This is a genomic window from Variovorax dokdonensis (assembly GCF_030316895.1).
GTDB lineage: Bacteria > Pseudomonadota > Gammaproteobacteria > Burkholderiales > Burkholderiaceae_C > Variovorax > Variovorax dokdonensis.
In genome coordinates, this window is record NZ_JASZYV010000005.1 from 122,084 (window position 1) to 135,640 (window position 13,557).

Below are 13,557 nucleotides of genomic sequence, written 5' to 3' on the forward strand. Positions count from 1 at the left end.
ACATTGACGCCATGGTGACAACACTGCCCGATCGCCCGCTGCAGCCTTTGCACGAGTACCTTCGAACGCACGCGCGCGAACGCGGCGAGCATCCCGCATGCATCTGGTATGGCGCTGCGATGAGCTTCGGCGAGCTCGACGCCGCAAGCGATGCGTTCGCCGCGCGGCTCCAGGCCATCGGCATCGGCAAGGGCGACCCGGTGGTGCTCTTTCTCAACAACTGCCCGCAATACCTCGTGGCGCACTTCGGCATCCAGAAGGTCGGGGCCATCGTGTGCCCCAGCGGTCCGCTCAACAAGGAGCATGAGCTGGCCTACCAGGTGGGTGACCTGCGCGCACGCGCCATCGTCGCGGCGAACGACCTGCTGCCGGTGGTGCGCAAGGTGCAGGCGCAGGTCGATTCGCTCAAGCACGTCTTCGCCGTTCACTACGCGGACCTGCTGCCGCAGGAGCCGGTGATCGATCTGCCGCCCGAGTTGCAAGCCGCGAGACAGGCGCCGCGCGCCGTGGCGCCGGACTGCGAAGACTTCCTGCAGGTCATGCGCAGCGGCGCCAGGCCTTCGCCCGTGGCCATCGACATGGACGACGTGGCGCTGATGACCTACACCTCCGGCACCACCGGGCTGCCCAAAGGCGCCATGCTCAGCTACGGCAACGCGCTGTTCAAGACCCGGGCGGCGGCGGATTGCAATGGCGTCACGCCCGACGACGTGCTGCTGTCCATCGCACCGCTCTATCACATCGCTGGCATGCTGATGGGCGTCAACGTGCCTGTGCTCACGGGCGCTACCAGCATCCTGTTGCATCGATTCGATGCGCACGCGGTGCCTCAGGCCATCGATCGTCACCGGGTCACATGGTGGTACAGCATCGCGCCGATGAACGTGGCCGTGATGCAGTTGCCGGACCTGCGCGACTTCGACCTGTCGAGCCTGAAGCGCAACCCGGTCACGAGCTTCGGCATTGCGTTCACCGAGCCGCTGGCCAGGCAGTGGCAGGGCGTTGCGGCCAACTGCGCCTCGTTCGAGGCCGCCTACGGCCTGTCCGAGACCCATACCTGCGACACCTACACACCGCAGCATGCGCCGCGCTGGGGCACTCAGGGCGTGGCGGCGCCGGGCGTCGCCATCCGCATCATCGATCCGGATACGCTGCAAGACATGCCCACGGGCGAGATCGGCGAGATCATTCTTACCAGTCCCGGCACCTTCAAGGGCTACTGGAACAAGCCCGAAGCCACGTCGGCCACCTTGCGGGACGGCTGGGTGCATACCGGCGACATGGGCAAGCTGGATGCGGATGGCTACCTGACCTTCATCGGGCGCTTCAAGGAAATGATCAAGGTCTCGGGCTACAGCGTGTTCCCCGAAGAGGTCGAGACCATCCTCATCAAGCATCCCGCCGTGGCGCAGGCGGCGGTCATCGCGCAGCCCGACGCGGACAAGGGCGAGGTGGTCAAGGCATTCATCGTGCGCAAGGTTGGTGCCGAGGTGGACGAGGCCGGGCTCATCGCCTGGTCGCGCGAGAACATGGCGCCCTACAAGGCACCCCGCTCGGTGCGCTTCATCGACGCATTGCCCACCACCGGCGCGGGCAAGGTGCTGCGCCGCCTGCTCAAGGACGCGGCATGAGCTTCAAGCGCATTCTCATTGCCAATCGCGGCGAGATCGCCGTGCGCCTGGTGCGCGCGGCGCGCGACCTTGGCATCGCCAGCGTGGTCGGCCATGCGCGCGACGATGCACACGCCCTGCACGTTCAGTTGGCCGACGCCGCAGTGGACCTGCAGCGCACCGGCCCATCCGCCTACCTCGACATCGCACTATGGATCGACATCGCACGCCGACACGGCTGCGACGCGGTGCATCCGGGCTATGGCTTCCTGAGCGAACGGGCCGACTTCGCCCAGGCCTGCGCGGATGCGGGGCTGGTCTTCATCGGGCCCTCGCCCGAGCAACTGGCCTTGTTCGGCGATAAGGCCCGCGCCCGCGCCCTGGCTCTGCAGTGCGACGTGCCCGTCATGCCGGGCAGCGACGGCGCGGTGGACCTGGCGCAGGCGCAAGCCTTCTTCGAACGGCAGCAGGCGGACGGCGCTCAGGCCGGCGTCATGGTCAAGGCGATCGGCGGCGGGGGCGGGCGAGGCATGCGCGCGGTGTTGCGTGCCGAAGACCTCGCCGCGGCGCATGCCCGCTGCACCTCCGAGGCGAAGGCGGCCTTCGGTGTGGAAGGTGTGTATGTCGAGCGCCTGATGCTCAACGCCAGGCACATCGAGATCCAGGTGCTGGGCGATGGCGATCAGGTGGCGAGCCTGGGCGAACGCGAATGCACGGTGCAACGCCGCTTTCAGAAGCTGATCGAGATTGCGCCCAGCCCGACGCTCGGCGCGGAGCTGCGCGAGCGCATTACGCAGGCCGCGCTGCGCATGGCGCAGAACGTGGGCTATCGCGGGTTGGGAACCTTCGAGTTCCTGGTGGACGAAGGCTCGCAAACGCTGCCGTTCGTCTTCATCGAAGCCAACCCGAGGCTGCAGGTCGAGCACACCGTCACCGAGGCTGTCACTGGTCTGGACCTTGTGCAGCTTCAGATCGGCGTGGCGGCAGGGCGCAAGTTGGCGCAGTTGGGGGTCGACGCTCAACACACGGCGCCGCAGCGCGGCTTTGCCATCCAGTGGCGCATCAACGCCGAAACGCTGGACGCCAACGGGCTGGCGCTGCCGGCCAGCGGCACGCTGTCGCGTTTCGACATGCCATCGGGGCCAGGCGTGCGCGTCGACACGCATGGCTACCTGGGCCTATCGCCTTCGCCGCATTACGACACGCTGCTGGCCAAGCTCATCGTCCACAGCGCCTCGCCCGATTTCGCGGACGCACTGCGCCGATCCGCGCGTGCCCTGGAAGAAGTGCGCATCGAAGGTGTGCCCACCAACCTGTCATTGCTGCGGGCCATTGGCGAGCGTCCCGAGTTCACGCGTCAAGCGCTGCACACCCGCTTTGTCGAATCGCACCTGGCCGATCTTCTGGCGGCGGCGCAACGGCTCGCGCTTGCCGACGGCGCTGCGCTGCGCCAGGGGCCGGCTGCGTCAGCATCTGGCGGCGCAGCCGAAGCGCAGGACGACGACGGCACGCCGACATTGCGTGCGCCCATGGCTGCCCGGCTCGTGCAGTTCGAAGTGGAAGTCGGCGACGTGCTGCCGGCCGGCGCGCAGGTCGGCGTGCTCGAAGCCATGAAGATGGAGCACCTGCTGCACGTGCCCTTTGCCGGCCGGGTGCTGGCGCTGCTCGCGCAGCCTGGCGACTACCTGGTCGAAGGGCAGTCGCTGGTGCGGCTGGAGCCCGTGGACGCCGCAGGTGTGCAGGCGCAGGCGGCGCAAATGCACGATCCCGATGCCATCCGCGCCGACCTGCAGCGGGTGGTCGATCGTCACGCATTCACGCTCGATGCAAATCGCCCTGCGGCGGTGGCCAAGCGCCATGCACAGGGCGGCCGCACCGCACGCGCCAACATCGCGGACCTGTGCGAGCTGGGGGAAGATCCGAACGCCTTCAGCGAGTACGGCGCGCTGGCCGTCGCCGCCCAGACTCGCCGGCGTTCGCTCGAAGACCTCATCGCCAACACGCCGGCCGATGGCATGGTCACCGGAGTAGGCAGCGTGAACGCAAGGCAGTTCGGCCCCGAGCGGTCTCGCTGCGTCGTCATGGCCTACGACTACACGGTGCTGGCCGGCACGCAGGGCATGCGCAATCACCAGAAGACCGATCGCATGCTGCGCGTGGCCCACCAGCTCAAGCTGCCGGTCGTGCTCTTCGCCGAAGGCGGCGGCGGACGGCCCGGCGACACAGACATGCCGATCGTGGCGGGTCTGAACAATCACACCTTCAGCCAGTTCGCCGCGCTGTCGGGCAAGGTGCCGGTGGTCGGCATCGCGCATGGCCGCTGCTTCGCTGGCAACGCGGCGCTGCTGGGGTGCGCCGACGTCATCATCGCCACCGAAGGCAGCAACATCGGCATGAGCGGCCCTGCCATGATCGAAGGCGGCGGCCTCGGCACCTTCGCGCCGGAGCAGATCGGCCCGAGCAGCGTGCAGACCAAGAACGGCGTGATCGATGTGCTCGTCAAGGACGAGGTGCAGGCCGTGGCGGTGGCCCGCCAGTACCTGTCGTATTTCCAGGGGACGCTGGCCGACTGGCAATGCCCTGACCAGCGCGAGCTCCGCCACGTCGTGCCCGAGAACCGCTTGCGCGTGTACGACGTTCGTGCGGCCATTCGCGGGCTGGTCGACAACGGGTCGCTGCTCGAACTGCGCAGCGGCTTCGGCGCCGGCATGATCACCGCGCTGGCGCGCATCGAAGGCAAGCCCGTGGGTGTGCTGGCCAACAACCCGCATCACCTGGGCGGCGCCATCGACGTCGAGGCTGCCGACAAGGCCGCCCGCTTCATGCAGTTGTGCAACGCGCACGGCCTGGCGCTGGTGGCGCTGTGCGACACGCCGGGATTCATGGTGGGGCCCGACATCGAGGCCCAGGCCCAGGTTCGCCATGTGTGCCGCATGTTCATGGTGGCCTCGCACCTGCGTGTGCCGTACTTCGCGGTGGTCTTGCGCAAGGGATACGGGCTGGGCGCGCAGGCCATGACCGCGGGAGGCTTCGATGCGCCGGTGTTCACGGTGTCCTGGCCGACCGGGGAATTCGGCGCCATGGGTCTCGAAGGCGCCGTGCGCCTGGGCTTTCGCAAGGAACTGGAGGCGGCGGCAGAAGGTGCCGAGCGCGACGCGCTCTTCAGGAAACTGGTGGCCCAGCAGTATGCGAATGGCGAGGCCATGCACATGGCGCAGACCCTGGAGATCGATGCGGTGATCGATCCTGCACACACCCGCGAGTGGCTCGTGCGCGGGCTGGCTTCGGCCGCCGATATGCATGAGCCGGCGCAGGCCTACGTCGATACCTGGTGATGTCCTGCAAACACGTGCTACTCACGCAGACGGGCGCAACACCTCTACACAAGACTTCGCTTGCGGATTACACGCGGTTGACTTGAGCGCGGCAGCATGAAGGCTCCAAGTGATTGAACAAGGAGTCCAACATGAAGAAGCTGATCATCGCTACCGGAGCCGCCACCATGCTGTCATTGGGTGCGCTGGCCATTCCCACTGCAGCCTTGGCCGATGTCGCGGTCTCGGTCCAGTTCGGCCCGCCCGCACCGATCTATGAACGCGTGCCGGCGCCGCGTCCGGGCCATGTCTGGGAGCCCGGTCACTACGAATACAAGCATGGCCGCTATGTGTGGAACAAGGGGCACTGGATGAATGCGCGTCCGGGCTATGCCTACCATGCACCGCGCTGGGAACAACGCAATGGCCGCTGGTACTACCAGCAGTCGCGCTGGGATCGTGATGGCGACGGCGTGGCGAACCGCCACGACCGCGACCGTGACGGTGACGGAAAGCCCAACCGCTACGACCGCCATCCCGACCGACCGGACAGCGTGCGCTACGACCGCGATCGTGACGGCGTCGCCAATGCCTACGACCGTCGACCGGACGATCCGCATCGCCGTTGAGGCGTGAGGGCGGTTGAAGCAACTTCGAACAAGATCTTCGCCCGCCCTTGACAAGTCCTTTACACAAGCCCTGCACGATGACGCCATGCCAACGCATGCGTTGCCTCAGAACTACCAAGGAGTCCTCATGATCCGCACTGCCCGCATCGTCCTTGCTGCCGGACTCGTCGCTGCCGCCGCACTCGGCGCTGCAAGCGCCAATGCCCAGGTCTATGGCTCGATCAACATCGGCGTTCCCCTGCCGCCCGTGGCCGTCGTGCCACCGCCCCCGGTCTTCGTGCCGCGCCCGATGGTGGTTGCGCCGCGACCGGTGTACGGCCCGCCGCCGGCGTACTACTACCGCGACCGCGGTCACTATCACCGCCAGTACAACGCGCGCCGCTGGGATCGCGATGGCGACGGTGTGCCGAATCGTCATGACCGTCGCCCCGGCAATCCCTACCGCTATTGAAGCGGACGCGTGACAGGGCGAAAGCCTCAGAAGCCCAACAGCCGGAATGCCAACGGCATGAGCAGGGCCGCCAAGACCACCTGGAGTCCCAGCGCAAGCCCCGCATAAGCGCCGGCTTGCGCATCCACCTGAAGGGCGCGCGCGGCGCCGATGCCGTGAGATGCGGTACCGAGCGCAAAGCCGCGCGCCGCAAAGCCTTGCGGGTCGGTGGCGACGCGCATCAGGTCGAAGAGATACTTTCCTGAAAGCGCGCCGGTCATGCCGGTGAGCACTGCGAACACTGCGGACAGTGCCGGGATGCCACCGATCTTTTCCGAGATGCCCATCGCGACCGGAGCAGTGACCGACTTGGGTGCCAGCGACAGCACCACGTCATGTGGCAGCCCCACCGCCCAGCCGAGCAGCAATGCCGAACCCGCCGCCGCAGCGCCGCCAAGCAAGGCGGCCAGGAAGATGCGCCCAAAGCGCTCGCGCAGTTCCGCACGGCGCTGCCAAAGTGGCCACGCCAGCGCCACCACCGCAGGCCCCAGCAGGAAGTGAATGAACTGCGCACCTGCGAAATAGATCCCGTAGTCAACGCCCGTCGCCAGCAGCGCGCTCGCCAGCACCACCACCGACCACAGGACCGGGTTGGCCCAGGGCGCACCGCCCACCCGAGCCGACAGCGCCTGCGCCAGCAGATAGACCACCAGCGTCGCGGTCAAGCCGAACAGCGGCTGGGCCGACAGGTAGATCCAGAGTTCGACGAAGCGGGGCATTGGGTGAATCCGTAGTTCAGTCGCGCGGCTTGGGGCGCGGCCACCAGAGCACGGCCGCCGTGACGGCCAACCCGATCCAGGTCGACAACACGATCACGAAGAGCATGCGGCCGCCGTACTGGGCCAGCAGCGTCAGGTGCGTCATCACGCCGACGCCCACCGGGATGAACAGCAGCGACAGATGCGCGAGCAGGAAGTCGGCACAGGCGCCGACCGGCTCGCGCACCAGCGGAAAGCGCAGGCCGGCGAGCAGCAAGACCAGGCCAAGCACCGGTCCTGGCAAGGGCAGCGACAGGCCGCGCGAAAGCACCTCGCCGATGCTTTGGAAAGCCAGCAGCCAGGCCAGTCCGCGCAGACCTTGCATCGTGGGCCGCTAGAAGCGCGGAAGGTCGGGGTGCGGCAACAGTCCGCCGCGCATCACTTGCTTGCCGTATTCCGCGCAGCGTTGAAGCGTGGGAATGACCTTGCCCGGATTGAGCAGGCCCGAGGGATCGAAGGCGCGCTTGACCCCCTCCATCTGCGCACGTTCCTCGGCCGTGAACTGCACGCACATGCTGTTGAGCTTTTCCACGCCCACGCCATGTTCGCCCGAGACGGTGCCGCCCATCGCCACGCTGGTCTCGAGGATGTCGGCGCCGAACAGCTCGCAGCGATGCAGCTCGTCCGGGTCGTTGGCGTCGAACAGCACCAGCGGATGCAAGTTGCCGTCGCCGGCATGGAAGACGTTGCAGCAGCGCAGCGCGTACTTGCTTTCCATCTCCTGGATGGCGAGGAGGATGTCGGCCAGCCGCTTGCGCGGGATGGTGGAGTCCAGGCACATGTAGTCGGGGCTGATGCGTCCCGATGCCGGAAAAGCGTTCTTGCGGCCGCTCCAGAAGCGCAAGCGCTCGGCTTCGTCCTGGCTGACGGCAATCGCCGTGGCGCCACAGGCGCGCAGCACGTCGATCATCCGGCCGATTTCTTCTTCCACTTCTTCCGGCGTCCCGTCGGATTCGCAGAGCAGGATGGCGGCAGCTTCGAGGTCGTAGCCGGCGTGGACGAAGTCCTCGACCGCCGCGGTCATGGGCTTGTCCATCATTTCGAGGCCGGCGGGGATGATGCCGGCCGCAATGACCGCGGCCACTGCGTCACCGGCTTTGCGAACGTCGTCGAAGCTGGCCATGATGCAGCGCGCCAGTTGCGGCTTGGGCACCAGCTTGACCGTCACTTCGAGGGTGATCGCCAGCATGCCCTCGCTGCCGACGATCAGCGGCAGCAGGTCGAGCCCCGGCACATCGAGCGCCTCGGAGCCGAACTCGACGGGCTCGCCTTGAGCCGTGAAGCCACGTACCCGCAGCACGTTGTGAAGCGTCAGTCCGTACTTGAGGCAATGCACGCCGCCCGAGTTCTCGGCCACGTTGCCGCCGATGGTGCAGGCGATCTGGCTCGAAGGATCGGGCGCGTAGTAGAGGCCGAAGGGCGCCGCGGCTTCGCTGATGGCGAGGTTGCGCACGCCGCATTGGACGACCGCGGTGCGGCTGACCGGGTCGACTTTGACGATGTTGTTGAACTTGGCGAGCGAGAGCGTCACCCCTTGGGTGTGCGGCATTGCGCCACCCGACAGGCCGGTGCCCGCGCCGCGCGCCACCACCGGCACGCCCAGGCCATGGCAGGCCTTGAGCACGGCGGCCACCTGCGCCTCGCTTTCCGGCAGGGCCACGGCCAGCGGCCGCGCGCGGTAGGCCGTCAGGCCGTCGCATTCATAGGGGGTGGTGTCCTCGGACTGCCACAGCAGTGCGTGTGCAGGCAGCACGGCCTGCAACGCGCGTACGACCTCGGCTTGGCCGACAGGGGGGGGTGGGTTGGCGAGGTCCGAGGCGGTCAAGGGGAAAGTAGGTCAGGAGCCGCTGACGCGGCGTAGCAATTTGACTTCGATTTCCGGGGATTGCATGAAGTCCTTCTCGAATTCCCCGTGGATCTCTACCAGCGTTTTATCGTCAATCACCTCGGGTGGGAAGCGGTCGCTGTCGATGTCGACGCGGATGCTTCCAGTCCTGTCGGTGAATTCGTACTTGTCGTCTGTCAGCCGCTTGGTGATTCGACCGCGCAGGATGACGGGCTGATCGTCGGTGCCGCTCTTGAGCAGACTGGATACCGTGGAGGCAGCCACGCCGCTCGGACCAGCGTATTGCGCCAGTGCGGGCGTAGCCATCAACAGGGCACTGCTGAGCACGGCGGAAAGAATGAAAGCGGCGGGCGCCGTACGCGAAACGAACTGGATGCTCATGAAAATCCTCCTGAATGTTGTTGTGTGCACCGGGGCTCGTTTGCCCCTGATGCTGGAGGGGCTATTGTACAAGGCCGTCAGCGCATCGACACAAGGTTCAATTCCTCGTCAACCACGAAAGTGCCGCCGCCAATGCCGCCTCGGGTCTTGGCGGCAAAGCGAACCACGCGGCGCAGTTCCGGCGAATACCAAGCCGTGGCCTCGTACTTGCCCGTCTGGTTCTGCGATGACGCGACGCTGTTGCCGATGCGGGTGGTGTAGCCGCGGTAGTCCACGCGCACAGCCGGCAGGGCGCGACCTGCGATCACCAGCGTCTCTTTGCCGCCAACAACGGCCGTCACGTCCATGTCTGTCCGACCGCCTCCGGACTTCCTCGAATAGCGTGACAACCAACTGGCGCCAGGGGTCAGGTCATTCGCTTTGGGCACCCAGCCACCAGGCGGCATCGCAGAGTCGAAATCTCCGGCGATCTGAGAGTTGCTTTCGATCACGGCACCGTCGGGCGACTCGATCCAAGTGCCGTTGTTGAAGCTGACTCGTCCATCGACCTGTTCCAGAAAACGGAAGCTGACGTTTCGGGGCGGTCCGCCCATACGGTCGTCGAGGCGGTATTCGATGACGTGAGGAATGCCGGTCGGGAAGTTGGACGCCGGCGCAGCCGTTTGACTTGGGACTGCATCTGCGGTGCCCGAATTTGGCACTCGGTCGGGTGCCGAAGTTACGGTTGCTTGTGCAGTCGACACAGGAGCACTTGTGCTGGCTGCCATGACCGGTGGCGAGGCAGCTGGCGAGATTGGTGCCGAGACCGGTGCCTGCTTGCCGATATACGCCAGATCGTTCAGCTCAGGAAGGGCTTCGACGGGTGTACGTAGTTTCAGGCGTGGCTGCCCAACGAGAAAGCCGATGCCAATGGACATCTCGACGTAGCTGGTACGTTGCGGGATCACGTCGATGTCGAGCCTTGCCTCCACCTCGGTGCGGGCCTGCGCTGTGTAGCGCCCCAACGGACGGTCTACATAGAAGAAGCCGCGCGGTGAAAAGCTGCCGACGACGTTCCCATCGAGTCGCAGGTCGGGCTGGACTGCAGCGCCTAAAACCGAACTTCGATAGAACAGGATGCGCCCCTGATCCTCGGCTGGCGGCGGAATGTTTTGATAGACGTCTGAGTAGCGGGGCCCTGACGCGCACCCGGTGAGCAGGGCAAGCAACGCCGTCGCGAGCCAAAGATGCCAACGCTTCACACCTTCTCCATTCTTAAAAATGCGAGAAAATGTAACCAAGCTGCGGCCGCCCACCAAGCAGGCCGCAGCCGGCCGTCAGCGAAACACGACAGTCTTGTGCCCGTTGAGCAGCACGCGGTGTTCCGAGTGCCACTTCACGGCGCGGGCGAGCACCTGGCTCTCGGTGTCTCGACCTCGGGCGGTGAGGTCTTCCACGGTGTCGGTGTGGTCGGCGCGGGCCACGTCCTGCTCGATGATCGGCCCTTCGTCGAGGTCGGCCGTCACGTAGTGCGCGGTGGCGCCGATCAGCTTCACACCGCGGTCATGCGCCTGGTAGTAGGGCTTGGCGCCCTTGAAGCTGGGCAGGAAAGAGTGGTGGATGTTGATGGCGCGACCGGCGAGCTTGGTGCACAGGTCGTTGCTCAGGATCTGCATGTAGCGCGCCAGCACCACCAGTTGGGCACCTTCGGCCTCGATGATCTCCATCTGCCGCGCCTCGGCCTGGGCCTTGGTGGCCGCCGTCACCGGGATGTGGTGAAACGGGACGTTGTAGCTCGCGGCCAGTTGATAGAAGTCGCGGTGGTTCGAAATGATGGCGCGGATGTCGATGGCCAGCAGGCCGCTCTTCCAACGGAATAGCAGGTCGTTCAGGCAGTGACCATCGCGACTGACCAGCAGCACGGTCTTCATCGGCTGCGCTGCCGCGTGCAGTTGCCAAGTCATCGCGAACCCTTGCGTGAAGGCTTCGAGTTGCTGGCGCAGGGCGGCTTCGTCGTGGTCGACACAGGCGAAGCGCACGCGCATGAAGAAAAGGCCGGTGTCGTGGTCGTTGTACTGCGCCGCCTCTTCGATGTTGGCCCCGCGCTCAAGCAGGAAGCCTGACACAGCATGCACGATGCCCGTGCGGTCGGGACAGGAAAGGGTAAGGATGTACGCGGGATTCATAGAGGGGCGCTATTGTCGCAGGGCGGCGAATCCCGTGCCATCGGGGCGGGCGCGCGGGCTTGCCGGATGCCAAAATGCCTGGCTCGCATTGCGCGGCGTCGATACACCAAGGAGAGATCTCATATGGCTTACAACGACTTCAACATGGACAACCAATGGTTGCCATTCACGCCCAACCGCCATTTCCAGAAAGACCCGCGCGTCTTCGTGGCGGCCGACGGCATGGAGTTCACCACGCACGATGGCAAGAAGGTGATCGACGGCATTTCATCGCTGTGGTGTGTGGGAGCGGGACACAACCGCAAGCCGATCAACGAGGCGATCAAGAAGCAACTGGACACGCTGGACTACGCGACGGCCTTCCAGGTCAGCAACGACAAGGCCTTCAAGGCCGCGGAGATGATCGCGGCCATGGCGCCGGGCGATCTGAACAAGGTTCTGTTCTGCAACTCGGGCAGCGAGGCGGCAGACACGTCGCTGAAGGTGGCGCTGGCCTACCACCGCGCCCGTGGCGAGGGTCACCGCAACATCTTCATCGGCCGCGAAAAGGGCTATCACGGCGTCGGCTTTGGCGGCATGTCCGTGGGCGGCATTCCGGCCAATCGCAAGGCGTTTGGCGCGGCGCTGCTGCCGAGGGTGGACCACATGCGGTTCATCCACGACCCGGTCAATCACGCCTACATCCACAACGAGCTGCCCCAGTGGAAGGAAGACGCGCTGGCCGAACTCGAGCAGCGCATCCTGCCCCTGCATGATCCCAGCAACGTGGCGGCCATCATCGTGGAACCGGTGGCGGGCTCGGCCGGGTGGTACCTGCCGCCACAGGGCTACCTGCAGCGGCTGCGCGAGATCTGCGACAAGCACGGCATCCTGCTGATCTTCGACGAGGTGATCACCGGCTTCGGCCGCCTGGGCACCAATTTCGGCGCCGACTACTTCGGCGTGGTGCCGGACATGTTGAACTTCGCCAAGTGCGTGACCAACGGCGTCATTCCGCTGGGCGGCGTGATCTGCCGCGACAAGCTCTACGACGCGATGATGAACACCAGCGCGCCCGAGCACGTGGTGGAGTTCTTTCATGGCTACACCTATTCCGGCCATCCGGTGGCTTGCGCCGCGGCCATCGCGACGCTCGATCTGTTCCAGAAGGAAGGCCTGTTCTCCCGCGCGGGCGAGATGGGCAAGGTGCTGGGCGACGCTTTCCACAGCACGTTCAAGGGCCTGCCGAATGTGATCGGCGTGCGCAGCCTGGGGCTGGCCGCAGCGGTCGAACTGGCGCCGATCGCAGGATTGCCGGGCAAGCGTGCGTACGACATCTTCCTGGACTGCTTCCATCGCGGCGCGCTGGTTCGTCCTGCGGGCGACGTGCTGGTCATTGCGCCGCCCTACATTGTCGAGAAGTCGCACATCGACACGCTCGTCAACACGCTGGCTGATTCGATCAAGCGCCACGCCTGATCGTTACCCGAGCCCGTGCCGTCGCCCTTTGGCAGCGGGGCGATCAACGGGCGGGCTTGCGGAGCTCGGCGCAGTAGTCCCGTTCGGGCAGAGCGGGCGTCGTCCAGGTGGCGTCGTAAATGGCAGGCGGCGAAACTTGTGGCGCATCGCCGGCCGCCAAGCGCAGCACCTGCACCTTCATGTCGGTCGGCAAATGCTGGGGCACGCCGATGCCGCGCGGGACGTGGCCGGCACCGGCCACCAGCACGACGGTCTTGCCGGGCACGCGCGCCTCGATCAGCGTGCGTGCCATGGCACGGTCGCGCGCGATCTGGATGCGGGTCATGGGCTGGATCTGGCTGTCCGGAAGCAGGCCGCAGTGACCATCGCGCACCGCTTGCTGCTGGGCTTGCAGGGCCTGTGGCTCCAGTTGGACGTCGAGCGAGACATCCGCCATGGCGTCTTTCATGCGAGCGCGCGGCAGGTTCGCACCGAGCACGGGGATCCCGGCCTGGACGGCGGCCATGACGACTGGGCCGTAGGCGGTCCAGGGCCAGGCGCGGTCGTTCCAGTTCAAACTGTCTCGAACCTGTGACTGTTCGGCATCGCGCGGAAGGCCGCGTGTGTCTTGGCCCTGCTCCACCATCTCCAGGGCCAGCGCCGCCAGGCGACCCTGGCTGGCCAGCGACTCTACGGTCGCCCGCTCGATCCGGTGGTGCTCGGGTGCGTCGTGTTGCTCGCCCAGCAGGAGGAAGTCGACCTGGCTCATCCTGGCCAGCACTCCGTCGATGTCTTCGCTTGGCGGCGCCGGTCCGTCCCTCGGGGCAGGGGCCAGCGTGCTGCAAGCCGACAGCAGCAAGCCGAGCAGCGTGGCCAGGACAAAGAAATGGCCGCTCATGAGCGGCCACTTACTTTCGGCTTTCATGC

Annotated in this window: 12 protein-coding genes; 5 read left to right on the plus strand and 7 right to left on the minus strand. The window is 66.1% G+C overall.

Features of this window, described 5'->3' with window-relative positions:
• The first annotated feature begins 14 nt into the window (after positions 1 to 14).
• The 4 genes from QTH91_RS20895 to QTH91_RS20910 all read left to right on the plus strand — a co-directional run bounded on the left by QTH91_RS20895 (position 15) and on the right by QTH91_RS20910 (position 6,004).
• Positions 15 to 1,631: an AMP-binding protein gene (locus tag QTH91_RS20895; RefSeq protein ID WP_286662200.1), complete on the plus strand. Its 1,617-nt coding sequence runs from the start codon at positions 15 to 17 to the stop codon at positions 1,629 to 1,631.
• Positions 1,628 to 4,945 carry a carboxyl transferase domain-containing protein gene (locus QTH91_RS20900; protein ID WP_286662076.1) on the plus strand — a complete coding sequence of 1,106 codons (3,318 nt, stop codon included), beginning with the start codon at positions 1,628 to 1,630 and terminating at the stop codon, positions 4,943 to 4,945. The genes QTH91_RS20895 and QTH91_RS20900 overlap by 4 nt, the downstream gene beginning before the upstream one ends.
• A gap of 131 nt (positions 4,946 to 5,076) precedes the next feature.
• The gene (locus QTH91_RS20905; RefSeq protein WP_286662077.1) at positions 5,077 to 5,553 is read left to right on the plus strand and encodes a YXWGXW repeat-containing protein; all 477 of its coding nucleotides are present in this window, start codon (positions 5,077 to 5,079) and stop codon (positions 5,551 to 5,553) included.
• Between the two features lie 127 nt (positions 5,554 to 5,680).
• Positions 5,681 to 6,004: a hypothetical protein gene (locus tag QTH91_RS20910; protein WP_286662078.1), complete on the plus strand. Its 324-nt coding sequence runs from the start codon at positions 5,681 to 5,683 to the stop codon at positions 6,002 to 6,004.
• Positions 6,005 to 6,030: 26 nt separating this feature from the next.
• On the opposite strand, the gene QTH91_RS20915 is transcribed toward QTH91_RS20910, so the two are convergent.
• The 6 genes from QTH91_RS20915 to purU all read right to left on the minus strand — a co-directional run bounded on the left by QTH91_RS20915 (position 6,031) and on the right by purU (position 11,193).
• A complete protein-coding gene (locus QTH91_RS20915) occupies positions 6,031 to 6,762 on the minus strand; it encodes an LrgB family protein (protein ID WP_286662079.1) in 732 nt (243 codons plus the stop codon).
• Between the two features lie 16 nt (positions 6,763 to 6,778).
• On the minus strand, positions 6,779 to 7,126 hold the full coding sequence (locus tag QTH91_RS20920; protein ID WP_286662080.1) for a CidA/LrgA family protein: 348 nt from the start codon (positions 7,124 to 7,126) through the stop codon (positions 6,779 to 6,781).
• A gap of 9 nt (positions 7,127 to 7,135) precedes the next feature.
• Complete coding sequence (locus tag QTH91_RS20925; RefSeq protein ID WP_286662081.1) at positions 7,136 to 8,626, minus strand: FAD-linked oxidase C-terminal domain-containing protein; 1,491 nt, start codon at positions 8,624 to 8,626, stop codon at positions 7,136 to 7,138.
• A 12-nt stretch (positions 8,627 to 8,638) separates the two neighbouring features.
• On the minus strand, positions 8,639 to 9,028 hold the full coding sequence (locus QTH91_RS20930) for a NirD/YgiW/YdeI family stress tolerance protein (RefSeq protein WP_286662082.1): 390 nt from the start codon (positions 9,026 to 9,028) through the stop codon (positions 8,639 to 8,641).
• A gap of 77 nt (positions 9,029 to 9,105) precedes the next feature.
• Entirely contained in the window at positions 9,106 to 10,269 is a 1,164-nt protein-coding gene (locus tag QTH91_RS20935) for a hypothetical protein (protein ID WP_286662083.1), read from the minus strand.
• A gap of 75 nt (positions 10,270 to 10,344) precedes the next feature.
• On the minus strand, positions 10,345 to 11,193 hold the full coding sequence (gene purU / locus QTH91_RS20940) for a formyltetrahydrofolate deformylase (RefSeq protein ID WP_286662084.1): 849 nt from the start codon (positions 11,191 to 11,193) through the stop codon (positions 10,345 to 10,347).
• Positions 11,194 to 11,316: 123 nt separating this feature from the next.
• Between purU and aptA the strand changes: the two genes are divergently transcribed.
• The gene (aptA, locus tag QTH91_RS20945; protein WP_286662085.1) at positions 11,317 to 12,651 is read left to right on the plus strand and encodes an omega-aminotransferase AptA; all 1,335 of its coding nucleotides are present in this window, start codon (positions 11,317 to 11,319) and stop codon (positions 12,649 to 12,651) included.
• A gap of 43 nt (positions 12,652 to 12,694) precedes the next feature.
• On the opposite strand, the gene QTH91_RS20950 is transcribed toward aptA, so the two are convergent.
• Positions 12,695 to 13,555, minus strand: coding sequence for a ChaN family lipoprotein (locus tag QTH91_RS20950; protein ID WP_286662086.1), 861 nt, complete (start codon positions 13,553 to 13,555; stop codon positions 12,695 to 12,697).
• Positions 13,556 to 13,557 lie beyond the last annotated feature (2 nt).